General features: G+C 29.4%; 16 protein-coding genes. All 16 read right to left on the minus strand.

Features of this window, described 5'->3' with window-relative positions:
* Positions 1 to 107: 107 nt before the first annotated feature.
* Complete coding sequence (locus tag TEGL_RS16360; protein ID WP_018591546.1) at positions 108 to 1106, minus strand: RnfABCDGE type electron transport complex subunit B; 999 nt, start codon at positions 1104 to 1106, stop codon at positions 108 to 110.
* Between the two features lie 16 nt (positions 1107 to 1122).
* A complete protein-coding gene (rsxA, locus tag TEGL_RS16365; RefSeq protein ID WP_018591547.1) occupies positions 1123 to 1701 on the minus strand; it encodes an electron transport complex subunit RsxA in 579 nt (192 codons plus the stop codon).
* 16 nt (positions 1702 to 1717) lie between these two features.
* Positions 1718 to 2311: an electron transport complex subunit RsxE gene (gene rsxE / locus TEGL_RS16370; protein ID WP_018591548.1), complete on the minus strand. Its 594-nt coding sequence runs from the start codon at positions 2309 to 2311 to the stop codon at positions 1718 to 1720.
* A gap of 17 nt (positions 2312 to 2328) precedes the next feature.
* Positions 2329 to 2895 (minus strand): RnfABCDGE type electron transport complex subunit G, encoded by a 567-nt coding sequence (locus tag TEGL_RS16375; protein WP_018591549.1) that lies wholly within the window; start codon positions 2893 to 2895, stop codon positions 2329 to 2331.
* A complete protein-coding gene (locus tag TEGL_RS16380; protein WP_018591550.1) occupies positions 2888 to 3874 on the minus strand; it encodes an RnfABCDGE type electron transport complex subunit D in 987 nt (328 codons plus the stop codon). The genes TEGL_RS16375 and TEGL_RS16380 overlap by 8 nt, the downstream gene beginning before the upstream one ends.
* Before the next feature lie 18 nt (positions 3875 to 3892).
* On the minus strand, positions 3893 to 5233 hold the full coding sequence (gene rsxC / locus TEGL_RS16385) for an electron transport complex subunit RsxC (RefSeq protein ID WP_018591551.1): 1341 nt from the start codon (positions 5231 to 5233) through the stop codon (positions 3893 to 3895).
* Positions 5234 to 5471: 238 nt separating this feature from the next.
* Positions 5472 to 6386: a hypothetical protein gene (locus TEGL_RS16390; protein WP_018591552.1), complete on the minus strand. Its 915-nt coding sequence runs from the start codon at positions 6384 to 6386 to the stop codon at positions 5472 to 5474.
* A gap of 138 nt (positions 6387 to 6524) precedes the next feature.
* A complete protein-coding gene (locus TEGL_RS16395; protein ID WP_018591553.1) occupies positions 6525 to 7859 on the minus strand; it encodes an SH3 domain-containing protein in 1335 nt (444 codons plus the stop codon).
* A 26-nt stretch (positions 7860 to 7885) separates the two neighbouring features.
* Positions 7886 to 8257, minus strand: coding sequence for a VOC family protein (locus tag TEGL_RS16400; protein ID WP_018591554.1), 372 nt, complete (start codon positions 8255 to 8257; stop codon positions 7886 to 7888).
* Positions 8258 to 8346: 89 nt separating this feature from the next.
* Positions 8347 to 9099: an endonuclease/exonuclease/phosphatase family protein gene (locus TEGL_RS16405; protein WP_330360107.1), complete on the minus strand. Its 753-nt coding sequence runs from the start codon at positions 9097 to 9099 to the stop codon at positions 8347 to 8349.
* A 74-nt stretch (positions 9100 to 9173) separates the two neighbouring features.
* Positions 9174 to 9782, minus strand: coding sequence for a hypothetical protein (locus TEGL_RS16410; protein WP_018591556.1), 609 nt, complete (start codon positions 9780 to 9782; stop codon positions 9174 to 9176).
* 319 nt (positions 9783 to 10101) lie between these two features.
* Positions 10102 to 10494 carry a DUF3887 domain-containing protein gene (locus TEGL_RS16415; protein ID WP_018591557.1) on the minus strand — a complete coding sequence of 131 codons (393 nt, stop codon included), beginning with the start codon at positions 10492 to 10494 and terminating at the stop codon, positions 10102 to 10104.
* Between the two features lies 1 nt (position 10495).
* On the minus strand, positions 10496 to 11215 hold the full coding sequence (locus TEGL_RS16420; protein WP_018591558.1) for a YhfC family intramembrane metalloprotease: 720 nt from the start codon (positions 11213 to 11215) through the stop codon (positions 10496 to 10498).
* Positions 11216 to 11234: 19 nt separating this feature from the next.
* On the minus strand, positions 11235 to 12545 hold the full coding sequence (locus TEGL_RS16425; RefSeq protein ID WP_018591559.1) for an ATP-binding protein: 1311 nt from the start codon (positions 12543 to 12545) through the stop codon (positions 11235 to 11237).
* The gene (locus TEGL_RS16430; RefSeq protein ID WP_018591560.1) at positions 12545 to 13261 is read right to left on the minus strand and encodes a LytR/AlgR family response regulator transcription factor; all 717 of its coding nucleotides are present in this window, start codon (positions 13259 to 13261) and stop codon (positions 12545 to 12547) included. The genes TEGL_RS16425 and TEGL_RS16430 overlap by 1 nt, the downstream gene beginning before the upstream one ends.
* A 160-nt stretch (positions 13262 to 13421) precedes the next feature.
* On the minus strand, positions 13422 to 13976 hold the full coding sequence (locus tag TEGL_RS16435; protein WP_018591561.1) for a helix-turn-helix domain-containing protein: 555 nt from the start codon (positions 13974 to 13976) through the stop codon (positions 13422 to 13424).
* Positions 13977 to 14124: the final 148 nt, after the last annotated feature.

Here is a 14124-nt window from a genome sequence, read left to right on the forward strand (position 1 = left end):
AGCTTATATAGTTTGATTTTTAACAAAAAAAATAAAGGTATGGATTCTTTCCATACCTTTATTTTAACCATATTTAAAATATTTTAACATCTATTTTATAACATGTTTTATTGGTTAGTTGCTTTAATTTCTTCATCAACTAAACTCATAGCGCCCTTTTTACATTTTGGTAAACATAAATGGCACCCTTTACATTTATCTTGGTCAATTTTGTGTGGTTGTTTCTTTTCACCTTCTATTGCACCAAATTTACATGCTCTTGCACAAGCAGTACATCCTATACATTTTTCTTCTTCTATAGTAACTTTTCTTCTGTCACTTATATCTCCTGATATAACTTTTGTAGGACATTTTGCCACACAGACTTTACATCCTATACATTTTTCTTGGTCTATTACTGCAAGCTTATTATCTATAGTTATAGCTTCAACTGGGCAAACTTTAGCACAAGCTCCACATCCAATACATCCAGCTGAACACTTTATTTTTACTGCTTTACCAAACTCGTGGCTATTACATTTTACAAACACTTCTTTACTAGCTGGTTTTTCTACTATTAAAGCCTTTGGACATGCTTCTTTACATTTACCACAATTTACACATTTTTCTTCATCTACTACTGCTACGCCATTTTCTATTTTAATAGCATCAAATTTACATACAGAGACACAAGTTCCAAATCCTAAACATCCTGCACTACAAGCTTTCGAACCACCTATTAAAGCTGCTGCCGCTCTACAATCTTTTAATCCTTGGTGTTCATATTTATCTTTTGCTTTGTCACAAGTACCACTACATTTTACTACTGCTACCATTCTTTCTGAACTTCCTGCTTCTACACCCATTATTTCTCCAACTTTGGCAGCAACTGCTGCTCCACCAACTGGACATCCATTAACTGGTGCATCTCCCTTAGCTATTGCAGCGGCTAATCCTCCACATCCTGGGAATCCACAACCACCACAGTTTGCTCCTGGAAGTACTTCAAGTATTTTTTCTTCTTTTTCATCTACTTCAACTGCGAATTTTTTAGATGCATAAGCTAATATAGCTCCGAAAATTAATCCTAATCCACCTAAAATTATAATTGCTTTAATTATGCTCACAAAATCACCCCCTGTTTTATAGTTTTATTAATCCTGTAAATCCTAAGAAAGCTATTGACATTAACGCTGCTGATATCAACGCTATAGGATATCCCTGGAATGATTCTGGTATATCTGCTAATTCTAGTCTTTCTCTTATTCCTGCAAACAATACTATTGCAAGTGTAAAACCAACACCTGCACCTGCACCATTTATTAACGTTTCAACTATATTGTAGTTGTTTTGTACGTTAACTAATGCTATACCTAGCACAGCACAGTTTGTTGTTATAAGTGGTAAATACACACCTAATGCTTGATATAATGAAGGACTTGATTTTTTTATAAACATTTCAACAAATTGAACTATTGATGCTATTACTAGTATAAACGCTATAGTTTGTAAATACCCTGAAGTACCTGTTAAATTTAACAATTTTTGTATAAAGAAAGTTATTACAGATGCTAAAGCTAGAACGAAAGTAACTGCTACCCCCATCCCTGCAGCTGTATCAACTTTTTTAGAAACACCTAAAAATGGACATATACCTAAGAATTGTGATGTTATAACATTATTAACAAGTACAATACTTAGAAATAATAATATATAATTCATATGACTTCCCCCTCAATTACGCTTTTTTCTTTACTACTTTATTAAATAGTGCCATTAAGAATCCTAAAGTTAAGAATGCACCTGGAGGTAGTATAAATAATAAAGCTGGCTCATAAGAAGCTCCTAATATAGCAAAGCCAAATATTGTTCCTGCTCCTAAGATTTCTCTAACTGCTCCTAAGATTGTAAGACCTAAAGTAAACCCAAGACCCATTGCCATTCCGTCAACTGCTGATTCTACTGGTCCATTTTTTGATGCATATGCTTCTGCACGAGCAAGTATTAAACAGTTAACAACTATTAATGGAATATATAATCCAAGTGCCTTATCCAACGAAGGCACAAATGCTTTTAAAACCATTTGTACTATTGTAACGAATGTTGCTATTACAACTACAAATGCTGGTATTCTTATTTTATCTGGTATTACTTTTCTAAGTAGTGATATCGCTATATTTGAACACGCCAAAACTATAGCAGTTGAAAGACCCATACCCATACCATTTATGGCAGAACTTGTTACAGCTAGAGTTGGACACATACCTATAACTTGAACAAAGGTTGGGTTCTCGTCTATAATACCATTTTTAAATATTTTTCCTAGACTCATATTATTGTCCCCCTATCCTATTTACTAATGCTCTCATATACTTCTACTGCTGCATTAACTCCTGTTGTTACAGCTGTAGATGTAATAGTAGCTCCTGATATTGCTTGTATTTCTGTCTCTCCTGGAGTTCCACTTTTTATAACACTAAGTTCTGTTGCTGGTTTTCCTGCATATTGACCATAAAAAGCTTCCTCTTTTGCCTTAGCACCAAGTCCTGGTGTTTCAGTCATATTACCTATATTAATACCTGATATAGTACCATCAGATTTTATACCTACCATAATTTCTATGCTTCCACCATAACCACCTGGAAGAGCTTTTATAGTATAACCTGCCACGTCAGATCCATTTAGACCTTCATAAACTTCTACAATTTCTACACTACCATCACTTTTATATTTTGATTTATCTAAAACTTTAAAGTCACTTACTCCTGGTAATACAGTTTGTCTTGCTTCGTTATTAGCTTGTTCATTTCTTTGAGCTATTATTGGCTCAGTTATTTGATTTGTTCCTGCTAATAAACCGGCAGCTATGGCACATATTATAAATAAGTTTAATCCTAATTTTAATATATTATTCACTCTTAGCCACCTCCCCAAATACTCTGTTATTAACATATTTATCTATTAGTGGTGTAGCAACGTTTGCTAATAATATTGAGTATGAACATCCTTCTGGATAACCACCATACAATCTTATTACTGTTGCAATAATACCAGCTAAAACAGCATAAATAATTTGTCCTTTTTTCGTCATAGGCGACGTTGTATAGTCAGTTAACATAAAGAAGGCACCTAACATAACACCACCTGCTAATATTTGGAACATTGCAAATTCAAAACTAAATCCACCTAACAAGAAGCTTAATATAAATATTGTTCCTAAATAACATGCTGGCATTATATAAGAAATAATTCCCTTATAAATTAAATAAGCTCCACCTAGAAGTATTAGTATTGCACATGTTTCACCTATACTTCCTCCTATATTACCTAAAGCCATATCTAAAAGTGATACTCCACTTTCTTTTAATGGTTGTAGTCCAGCTGCACCAGCTTTTAAGAAACTAAGTGGTGTAGCAGTTGATACTGCATCTAAGCTTCCTGTACTTACCCAGTTCACACCAGTTTTAGTCCAAGCAGTCATTGCTACTGGAAATGATGCTAGTAAGAAAGCTCTACCTGCAAGAGCCGGGTTAACAAAGTTATTCCCAAGTCCGCCAAATACCATTTTCACAACTATAATTGCAAATACACCACCAAATATACACATCCACCACGGAAGTGATGCTGGAACATTAAATGCAAGTAATAATCCTGTTACTACTGCAGAGAAATCTCCCACAGTACTTTTTTGTTTAGTTATCTTTTGATATAAAAATTCTGAGCCAACTGTACCCAGTATACAAAAGAACATTACGAATAAAGCACTAGCTCTAAAAAAATACACTGCAGCAAGTGCTGCTGGTACAAGGGCAAGTACTACTTGTTTCATTATATAAGACGTATCTTCATTGCTTCTAATATGAGGTGATGATGATACAATAAACTTGTTTTCCATATTTTTTCCCCCTAACTACTATTTGTTAGCCGCTTGTTGTTTTCTTCTCATAGCTTGAATTTGTCTTTTAGCATTTCTTATTGATTCTACTAACGGTCTTCTTGCTGGGCATATAAATGAGCAAGATCCACATTCTATACAATCAAGAGCTCTATGTTCTGCTGCTCTTTCAAAGTCACCCTTTAAAGAATTCGCACTTATATATAAAGGTTGTAAAAATGCTGGACATACATCCGTACATCTACCACATCTTAAACAGTTACTTGGTTCATCTATCTTCGCTTCTTCTGCAGATATACATAGAATTCCAGAAGAACCTTTGTTAGTAACTACATTTGTTGTATATTGAGTCATACCCATCATAGGTCCACCCATTATAAACTTACCTACTTTTACATCTTCTTTAAATCCGCCACATTGATCAATTATTTCAGAAACTACTGTACCTACTTTTGTTATTAAGTTGGCAGGTTCTTTTATGCAACTTCCTGTTACTGTTGTAATTCTTTCTATTAAAGGTAATCCAGTTTTAATAGTTTTTGCTATTTGAGCAGCTGTTCCAACGTTGTCAACAACAGCTCCTGCAGCTGCTGGTAATGCTCCCGATGGAACTTCTCTTCCTGTACAAGCATATATTAATTGTTTTTCTGCTCCTTGCGGATATTTAACTTCTAGGCCAACTACTTCCACATCGTTAAATCCTTTAGCAACATTTGTTATAGCTTCTATAGCGTCTGGCTTGTTAACTTCAATACCTATATATCCTTTTTTAACGTTTAGAGCTTTCATTATCACTCTAATACCAAAGACTACGTCTTCAGGATTTTCTACCATAAGTCTATGGTCAGCTGTAAGATATGGTTCACATTCTGCCCCATTTAAAATAACAACATCAATATTTGCATCTGGTGGTGGTGAAAGTTTAACATGAGTTGGGAATGTTGCTCCACCCATTCCAACTATACCTGCTTCTTGGACATATTTTATTATATCCTTTGAGTCCAATGTTTCTAGCTCACCTTTTGGTCTTATACTTTCATCTAATTCTTCTTTAAAGTCATTTTCGATTGCAACACAAAGTCCTTTTCCTCCTGGAATTTCATGTTCTTCTATACTAATAACTTTTCCTGAAACAGATGAATGTATATAAGTTGATACAAATCCTTGAGGTTCACCAATTTTTTGTCCTTTTTTTACCTCTTCTCCTACTTCAACTATAGGTTTTGCTGGCGCACCTATGTGTTGTTGTAGAGGTATATAGACTACTTTTGGAGCCTCTGCTTTTTTTAAAGCTATTTGATTTGTATACTCTTTATTATATGAAGGATGTATTCCTCCTTTAAATGTTAAGAGCTTCATTTTACTACCTCCCCAAACTGTTTTTAACTTTTATGCTATTAACTATAGTATACTATAAAATTTTTAAAAGTTAATAATTGTTAAAAAAATATCCCAATTTACTAATTAGGATAATCATTTTAAACCGTTATTAATATATCAATTTAAAAAATTAAGAATTTATAAATCATTCCATTTTGGCATGTTTCATTTTTATTACGTAAAAAAAGGTTGATATAACAACCTTTTTTTACGTTAACTATTTCATTGATTGTACAAATAAGTAATACTGTTGTATTGAAGATAATAACAAACCTTGGCTCACATAACCTTTATTTTCATTTGCATTTTTTGATGAAGTCAAAATGTTATTTTGTGTGTCATCTATGTAAGAATTCAAATTATTTTTAAATTTATCCATTTTTGAATAATTAATTTTTTGTGTATTTTTTTTCAAATTTTCCAGTATTGTCTTTCGATTTGTTAAGATTTCATTGTAAGTGGCTAAATCATTTTTGTTTCCATCCCAATATTTACCTTCTTTTTGATAATTTTCAATCAAGTCATTTAAACCAGTTGCTATATCTTTCATATAAGAATAGCTATCTGTATACTCTAAAGATAGCATTGGTACTTCTATTTTTGTTAAAAAAGAGTCAGAAAAGTATGTTCTTGTCTTTTCTAAGTTGTTTCTCACCTTACTTTCCTCAAAAGAAGAATACACTTGAAGCTTTTCAGACTTATCTATTGTCATGCTTGATGATGGAATTTTATATTGATTCATAACTTCCTCTATTTTCTTCAAATCATTTTTATCTTCTAAAGATGCTACCTGTATTGTATAAACTACCATCTCATTTACACTTGCTACCTTTGAATTTTCTTGCGCTTCATCTTTATCCTCTTTTTCTACTTCATTTAACTGAGACTCAATTGTGGATGAAGTTATAACACTACTTTTATCAAATATGTTTTTAAGTCCATCCCATATTGATGCATTCTTTATTGCACTTACTACATTTACCTTTCCTAACTTGTCCACAAAATCCTTATCCTTCAAATTTATGTATGCATAAGTTCCAACAATACATAAACATAAGGTAACCGTTACAACTCTCGTTCCATTAAATTTTTTTCTCTTATTGAAATTTCTGTAAAATTTTCTTTTGCTCATAAGTCGTCCCCTCCTAAATGGTTTTACTAATATATATTTAGAAGATGTCCAATTTATGATATGAATTTCATTATAAATAGTTATTATAAAAAAAGCTATGAATTTAGACATCTTCTAAATTCATAGCTTTTAATGTTATTAAAATCTTCTTGCTCCTAGCAATACTTTTCCATAATATCCAGATAATGAGTCTATTTTCACCTTATCTGGTCTTGTTTCAGATCCACTGGCATGAATAAATTGATTGTTTCCAATATAAATACCCACATGTGAAGTTCTTCCAGGTGTAACTGTAGCAAAGTGTAATAAATCTCCCTTTTTCAAATTATTTGTGCCTACAGAGGTTCCCACTTTTGCTTGTTCATAGGAAATCCTAGGTAAAGATATTCCTCTTGCATTTAGATATACATAACTTGTAAATCCTGAACAATCAAATGAATTGGGACCATTTCCACCCCATACATAAGGCTTACCTAATTGAGCCATAGCAAGATTCACTACTGCTTCATTTTTAGATTCACTTGATGTATTATCACCTGGTATATTATTACCTGGCGATTCTGTTGTAATATTTATATATTTGGAACTTACCCATCCAGTAATATTAGAACTAGTTTTTATTTGGTACCAAGAGTTAGAGCTGTTAGTTATGGTTACTACTTCACCTTTTCTTAGAGCTGTTTTAACAGAGTAGCTAGTTCCTGGTCCACCTCTTACATTCAAGCTATCTGTTGATTTTCCATAAGTATCACTTTTAGATATATATGAAGATGAAGCCCATCCTATGGTATCATTTGATAATTTTACTTTATACCATCCATTGGATTCACTTAATAAAAATACCACTTGACCAGGTTTTAAATAAGTTTTAACAGAGTAGTTTGTTCCCGGTCCACTTCTTACATTTAAATTAACACTACTAGTAACTTTTCCATTTAAATTAACTTCTGTTTCTGGAGTTTCTTCAGGCTTGTTCGAATCATTACTTGAATCATTAGAAATGTTACCCCTTGTCTCATCAACATAAGATCCATGTACCCAGCCACTAGCTCCATTAGATAATTGTATTTTGCACCAACCATTTGATTTGTCAGTTATTTTATGTATCGTTCCATTTTTTACAGTAGTTTTAATTTCATATGATTTTCCTGGTCCACTTCTTACATTTAATCTAACCTTGCATTTAATTTTTGCATTTAGACTAGCACTTTCTATTTGAATATATTTATCACTGACCCATCCAGTGCCCTTATTAGGTAACTGAACTTTTAACCAACCATCACTTTTTTCTAATATTGCTACAACATCACCTTTGTATAAGCAACCTTTTATGCTAGTATCTGTTCCTGGTCCACTTCTTACATTTAACGCACTAACTGTAACTGTTCCTTTTTCCTGTGCACTAATACTAGAGTGACCTAAAGATAATGCTAGCGTTCCAACTCCTATAGCTGTAATTACTTTTGTATTCACAGTTATCTCCCCCAAATTTTATCATTCTATTTTTTCTTTGGTAATATTTCTATCCAGTAATTATCTGGATCAGCTATGAAGTATATTCCCATAGCTTTATTTTCAAAACATATGCAGTCCATTTCTTTATGCAATTCGTAAGCTTTGTCAAAGTCCTCTACTTCTAGTGCTAAGTGAAATTCATTATCTCCTAAATTGTAGGGTCTGTCCCAATCTCTTAACCAAGTTAATTCTAGATTATGAGATGTTACTCCATCACCTAAGTATACTAAAACAAAACTTCCGTCTTCTGAATTTATACGTCTAGTTTCCTTTAAACCTAATGCTTTTTTATAAAATTCTAAGCTTTTTTCTAAATTTATTACGTTAAAATTATTATGGCAAAATGTAAATTTCATATTATTTCCTCCTCATGTATTACAATAACCTATGTTTGTATAATTAAATATTATTACATTTTTTTGTACATTACTACAATATTTTATTATTATATTCTTAATTTTGCAATAATTGGATAATGGTCTGACAATTTTTTTATAATGACACGATAATTTATCGGTACAATATCTTGTGACACAAAGATATAATCTATTCTTTCTATACCTAAAGAAAAAGTCAGAGTATTTGATTTATCTAATTCTTTTGCCACATCTATACAATTACTATCCAGATTTATATCTGCTGCATTAAAGTCTCCTGCAATAATATAAGGTTCATTGCCAAGTCCATCAACGAAGGTTTGTAACTCTTTTAATTGTTTTGCTTGTTCTTCTTTATTTGTTCCCAAGTGAATATTAATTATATTTACATTCTTTCCCTTAACATCAATAACTGTATGTAACATACCCCTTTGTTCCTTAGAACTACTTAAATATACATGGTTTTGTCTAATTATTCTATATTTTGAATAAGTAACCAATCCATAATTCGAGTTTAGATTTACTACATTTGCACCAAAGTGAGAGTTCATTCCTAATTCTTCTTTTAGACTACTCACTTGAAATCCTACCTTTGCAGATTCATTTACTTCTTGTAAGCAAATTATATCTGCATCACAATTTTTCAAAAAATCTATAATATCAAAAAGAGTTGGGAACATATCTTTATCTACACCACTATGTATGTTATAACTTACAATTTTTAAATTTGTATTTAAACCACCTTCATTTGTATTAACATTACTTGATATTACACTAGAAATTATAATTAAGATTAATAAAAAAAGTTTTTTAAATTTAATATTTCATCAACTCCTTTTACACAATTTCTTATATTATTAACCAAAAATTAAAGACGCCAATAGCGTCTTTAATTTTAATGACCTTTCTTTGCAACTTTCTCTTTTATTATATAATTAATGACTTTTTTTCTTATGTCTTCTGCAGAATCTTCTTCTACTATTTTTATATTTAGAAGTTTTGCTATTGATTTCATATCTTCTCTAGTTTTTGATTTATAACTTTCTATTAGATCTTTTTTTATTTTTTCAGGTTCTAACACATATTCTTGACTATTTCTTTTATAAAAAACATATTTTTTAGAGTATGACCCTCTATTGCCATAAATATGCTTTGAAACCTTTTTTAATATTTGGTTGTAAGAATTTTTTTTATTTACACTTACCCCCAAGTAGTTAGCAAATCTTATTAACTCTCCTTTTGACTTAAATATCTCTTGATTTCTAATAATTTTTGCTACTGAAATCATATTTTCTTGATATGCACCATGTTTTAATACCTTTAAATAGGTTCTTTGAATATTTGAGTCTTTACTTACTTTTTTTATATAATCGTTTATGACTTTATCTATATTTCCCTCAAAGTATTTTTGTGCGCCTTTTTGAGATACATAATTTTCTAATTCTTTGTGGGCCATATCAAGTATCATATCTTTCAAATCATCTTTATAATATCTAGATTCCATGATACCTCCCCCTTATTATCACCAATTTTATACTTACTTATTATATTCAAGTAATTTTAAATTGGTGAATTGGCTAAATATTTTCTATCTATGGTTTATTTCATTATATGATTTTTATTGAAAATTATTAAATTGTTTTAAATTTATGTATAAACTATTTTGTTTTGGTGAAACTAGTACTATAAAATCAAACATACTCAATCTCCCCCATTTAGGCTTCTATTTTCCCCCATAAATAGAAGCCCTTTTTTACATAAAAAAGTACCTTATATAGTTAAATAAGTTTTAACTGTATAAGGCACTTTCTTACTTTTATAATTTATTTAATATAAAATCCTGTAAGCTTCATATCTTTATTGTAGCTTATAGTAAATTTAACATTCCCATTTTCAAATTTAGATATAATTACGACTGTAGCTTGGTCTCCATTTCCTACTACCGCTTCTTTATCAAAAGAATCAAATTTCCCCAAACCTTTAGCCATAGGCCCCCAAACTTCCTTTATTTTTTCTGTTACTCCTGCATCTATAAATTCTTTTCCTGACATTTCTTTTATTTTATCATATTCCTCATTGCATAACATTTGAATAACTTTTTCTGTAGTTGTCTTTAACTGTTCTTCATTAAAATCATCACTTAATTCGTTCGAAGAACATCCCCCTAACACTACACATCCTAAAGTTATCATTAAAAATAATCTTAATTTTTTCATTTTACTCCTCCATTTTAGTAAACTTCAATTTTAATTTATATATTAAATATAAAAATCCTAATCCCCAAATTAGTAGATATATTTCAATACCTATAGTTCCCATATTAAATATTTGCGGTAAAATACCTATTCCTGCATCTATTATTCCATGAAGTATAATAGCAATAAATAAGTAAGAAATTTTATTTAGTCTTACTGAATATAATACAATTATTGAAAGGCCTACATGTACACTTAGTACAAATAACCTTTCCATTCCCATCATAAAAGCATTTGTTATACTCAAACCTGAAGCTTCAAGTAAATTATGACTAAATGAAAGAATAATTGCGTTTATTCCTACTATAAGCAATGCCTCTATAGCCCAATGCCCAAAACCAAAGCTAAGTCCATCATCATATTTTTGATTATTTTTCATGAAATATTTAAACCCTATATATCGCCCTACTTCTTCAAAAATACCTGCAGTTAATCCTAAAAATATACTATACAAATAAGGATTTAAACTTAGCCTCATGTACCAAATTTGATTTGGAAACACATAAGATAATAAGGGAAGTCTTAACATAATTTGAGATATAAAAAATACTAAAACACCTACTATAAAAGGTTTTAATTTTTGTTTTTTGCGAACCATGTAGTAAATAAGCATTAATATTGGAGTCACAAATGAAATTACAAAACTTATTACTAAACCTATTTTAGTTCCTATTTCAATCACTTTATTCACTTCCTAATTATTAATTTGGAATTACAATATTAACTTTAAATTCATGCTCATTAAAATCAATAACTAAGCTACCTTCATATTTTTCTAAAGTCTTTCTTATATTTTCTAAGCCTAAGCCATCATGGTTAATTTTTGTACTTTTAATTTTTTTATTTTTCATAGTTGGTTTTTCTTTCATGGAATTTACTATATTTATAACTATAAAATCATTAAATTTATTCACATGAAATTTTATATAGCTATTATTTTCCACTTTTTTTGCTGCTTCTATAGAATTATCCAAAAGGTTTGCAAATATTGTTGTAATATCAATTTCTCTTATAAAATCAAGATCTATCTCTCCTATTTTGCAATCAAAATCTATGTTAGTATTTTTTATGATTTGATATTTATCGTTTAAAATAATATTTAATATTCTATTACTTGTATAATACTTTTGATTTAATTCGTTTAACATTAAATGAATATCCTTTGTATATTTCTTAGCCAAGTCTTCTTCCTTATTTTCATACAATCTTTCTATGGATTGTAAGTGATTTCTTACATCGTGAATTAATTTTCGAGATTCTTTATATTTACTTTCCAAATTATCATAATACTTGTGTTGTAACTCACTTTGTTGATAATACAATTTAACTTCATTTTGCAAAGTATTATTCTTTGATACAGTATCAAAAATATGAGTTACATATATATTTAAAATCAGTATTAAAATTATGCTTACAACTAGCAAAACACTTTCTACAAATCCAGCATATAGTTGTAATAAGTAAACTAGAGTCATTATATAAATTACACTAAATAATGGAATAACTAAAAAAGTAAAACTTTGAATTTTGCTTATAACTTTAGCTTCACGTCTATTTATGAAATTTGTGAAAAGTTTTATGTAAACATATTCTATAATTCTAATTAAAAATATTACTATTATTTGCAAGTAAGCTAAACTTGAAAAATAAAATCCACCATAAGATATTACAAAAGATATAAAGAAACTAACCAGTAAATCTACAAATAAAAAACAAAGAGCAAATATACAATAATATAATAAATAAAGTTTTGAATCATTATATAAAAAATGTCCTATTAGCAATATTCCACTTAAAAATGTAATCATATTTACTAAAATATTTCCTGATAAAGCACTAAATGATAAGGCAATATTAAATAGTATAAATGCAAGTATATAACTTATCTTTTTTATATATATATTTCTATCTACTTTTTTCATAAAATCAAAGCAAGCATAAACAATAAATACACTTCCTATGATTGGCAATATTAAATATGCAATTAGATCAATATAACTATTAATTTCCACTACCCCCTTATCTGTTTCTCAATATGATTACTAAGATAAATATTGAGAGTATTTCTAAACTCACTTGATTTTTTTTGAGATAAAGGTATTACACTTTCATCCATCATATAAATGTCATAACCCTTGATAGATTTCACATTATACAAATTTACTACAAAGCTTTTATGGGGCATTTCGAAACCAAAATTTTTCATTTTATCACTTATAGCTGAAATTTTATCTTTTATAATATAAGTCTTTTCACTTGTTCTCATAAGTATTTTTCTAGATACATATTCAAAATAATATATTTTCTTTACATCTATTCTTACTAACCCATCTTCTGTCATAAAGTCCATTAAATATTCTTCATCTTCTTTCATGTAGGATAAAGCTTCATCAAGTTGTTCCTGAAGATCTTTTTCTTTAATCGGTTTTATTAAATAACCAAATGCATGAACACTAAAAGCAGAAGACGTGTAGTCTGTATAATTTGTCACATAAATTATTTTTACTTTTTTATCGTAAGTCCTAATTTCTTTAGCTGTTTCTATTCCATTTATTCCCTCCATATCTATGTCTAAAAATATAATGTCAAATTTCTCTTCACTTTCTAGCAATTCTTCTCCACTTTTATACAAGTGTATTTTCAAATCTTTTATCTTATAATTTTCTATTATTTCTTTTGTATGATTAAGGATGATTAAATCATCGTCACAAATAGCTATTTTAATCATTAATAATCTCTCTCCCCTTGCTTATTTTTATTATATCTGCTTAAGAAATATAATATCAATAAGTCTGCTTAAGGTATAGTTTTTTATACATAAGTTACAGTTAAATCATAAATTAAAAATCCCTTGGCTATAAAAACCAAGGGATTATATTTACTTCCTATTAAAAAGATGGCGGTGTAACTGCAAATATCACCCGACATTCTTCATTACTCATGTTTTCCCATTTGTGTTGAGTAAGAGTAGGAATCTTAACACTATCTCCAGAATTCAACTCTATAACTGTATTCATCATATAAAGGTTTACTTTCCCATTTATTACATAGGCAACTTCCTCTCCTTTATGACTAAATTGTTCATTTGATGAAGATTCATTTGCTGGTATTGTCATAAGAACAAATTCTATATCTCCTTGTAAATTAGGTGTAAGCAACTCATAAGCCAAATTCTCATCATCTTCGAATACCATTTTTTTCCTTTTATTTTTCCTTACTACTAAATTTTCTGTATGCCTATCATTAATAAAAAAATTAAATAAAGGAATGTTTAAGGCATTGGAAATCTGCTTAATCGTGTTTAATGATGGGTTTGCAGTTCCTTTTTCTATTTGACTAAGTAAAGAAGAAGTTACACCTGTAAGATTTGCTAACTCCTTTATAGTTAACCCTTTTCTTTTTCTATATTCACAAATTTTTTTTGAAATTTCTACATCATTCATTGATTTTACCTCATTTTTATTTATTATAAAAAGATTTATTGAATAATTATATCAATTATAGATATAATATGCAATTTTATTAAATTACATTTAATATTTTCAACTTTTATTAAATACAATTGACTTTTCGTTTTTTGTATAGTATATT

The sequence above is a fragment of the Terrisporobacter glycolicus ATCC 14880 = DSM 1288 genome, assembly GCF_036812735.1.
Lineage (GTDB): Bacteria > Bacillota > Clostridia > Peptostreptococcales > Peptostreptococcaceae > Terrisporobacter > Terrisporobacter glycolicus.

Excerpts from the sequence above, each read along its gene's own strand:
- TEGL_RS16415 (WP_018591557.1), bottom strand. The coding sequence starts at position 10,494 with ATGAAAAAATTAAGATTATTTTTAATGATAACTTTAGGATGTGTAGTG.
- TEGL_RS16410 (WP_018591556.1), bottom strand. The coding sequence starts at position 9,782 with ATGGAATCTAGATATTATAAAGATGATTTGAAAGATATGATACTTGAT.
- TEGL_RS16400 (WP_018591554.1), bottom strand. The coding sequence starts at position 8,257 with ATGAAATTTACATTTTGCCATAATAATTTTAACGTAATAAATTTAGAA.
- TEGL_RS16390 (WP_018591552.1), bottom strand. The coding sequence starts at position 6,386 with ATGAGCAAAAGAAAATTTTACAGAAATTTCAATAAGAGAAAAAAATTT.
- rsxE (WP_018591548.1), bottom strand. The coding sequence starts at position 2,311 with ATGAGTCTAGGAAAAATATTTAAAAATGGTATTATAGACGAGAACCCA.
- TEGL_RS16435 (WP_018591561.1), bottom strand. The coding sequence starts at position 13,976 with ATGAATGATGTAGAAATTTCAAAAAAAATTTGTGAATATAGAAAAAGA.
- TEGL_RS16430 (WP_018591560.1), bottom strand. The coding sequence starts at position 13,261 with ATGATTAAAATAGCTATTTGTGACGATGATTTAATCATCCTTAATCAT.
- TEGL_RS16380 (WP_018591550.1), bottom strand. The coding sequence starts at position 3,874 with ATGGAAAACAAGTTTATTGTATCATCATCACCTCATATTAGAAGCAAT.
- rsxC (WP_018591551.1), bottom strand. The coding sequence starts at position 5,233 with ATGAAGCTCTTAACATTTAAAGGAGGAATACATCCTTCATATAATAAA.
- rsxA (WP_018591547.1), bottom strand. The coding sequence starts at position 1,701 with ATGAATTATATATTATTATTTCTAAGTATTGTACTTGTTAATAATGTT.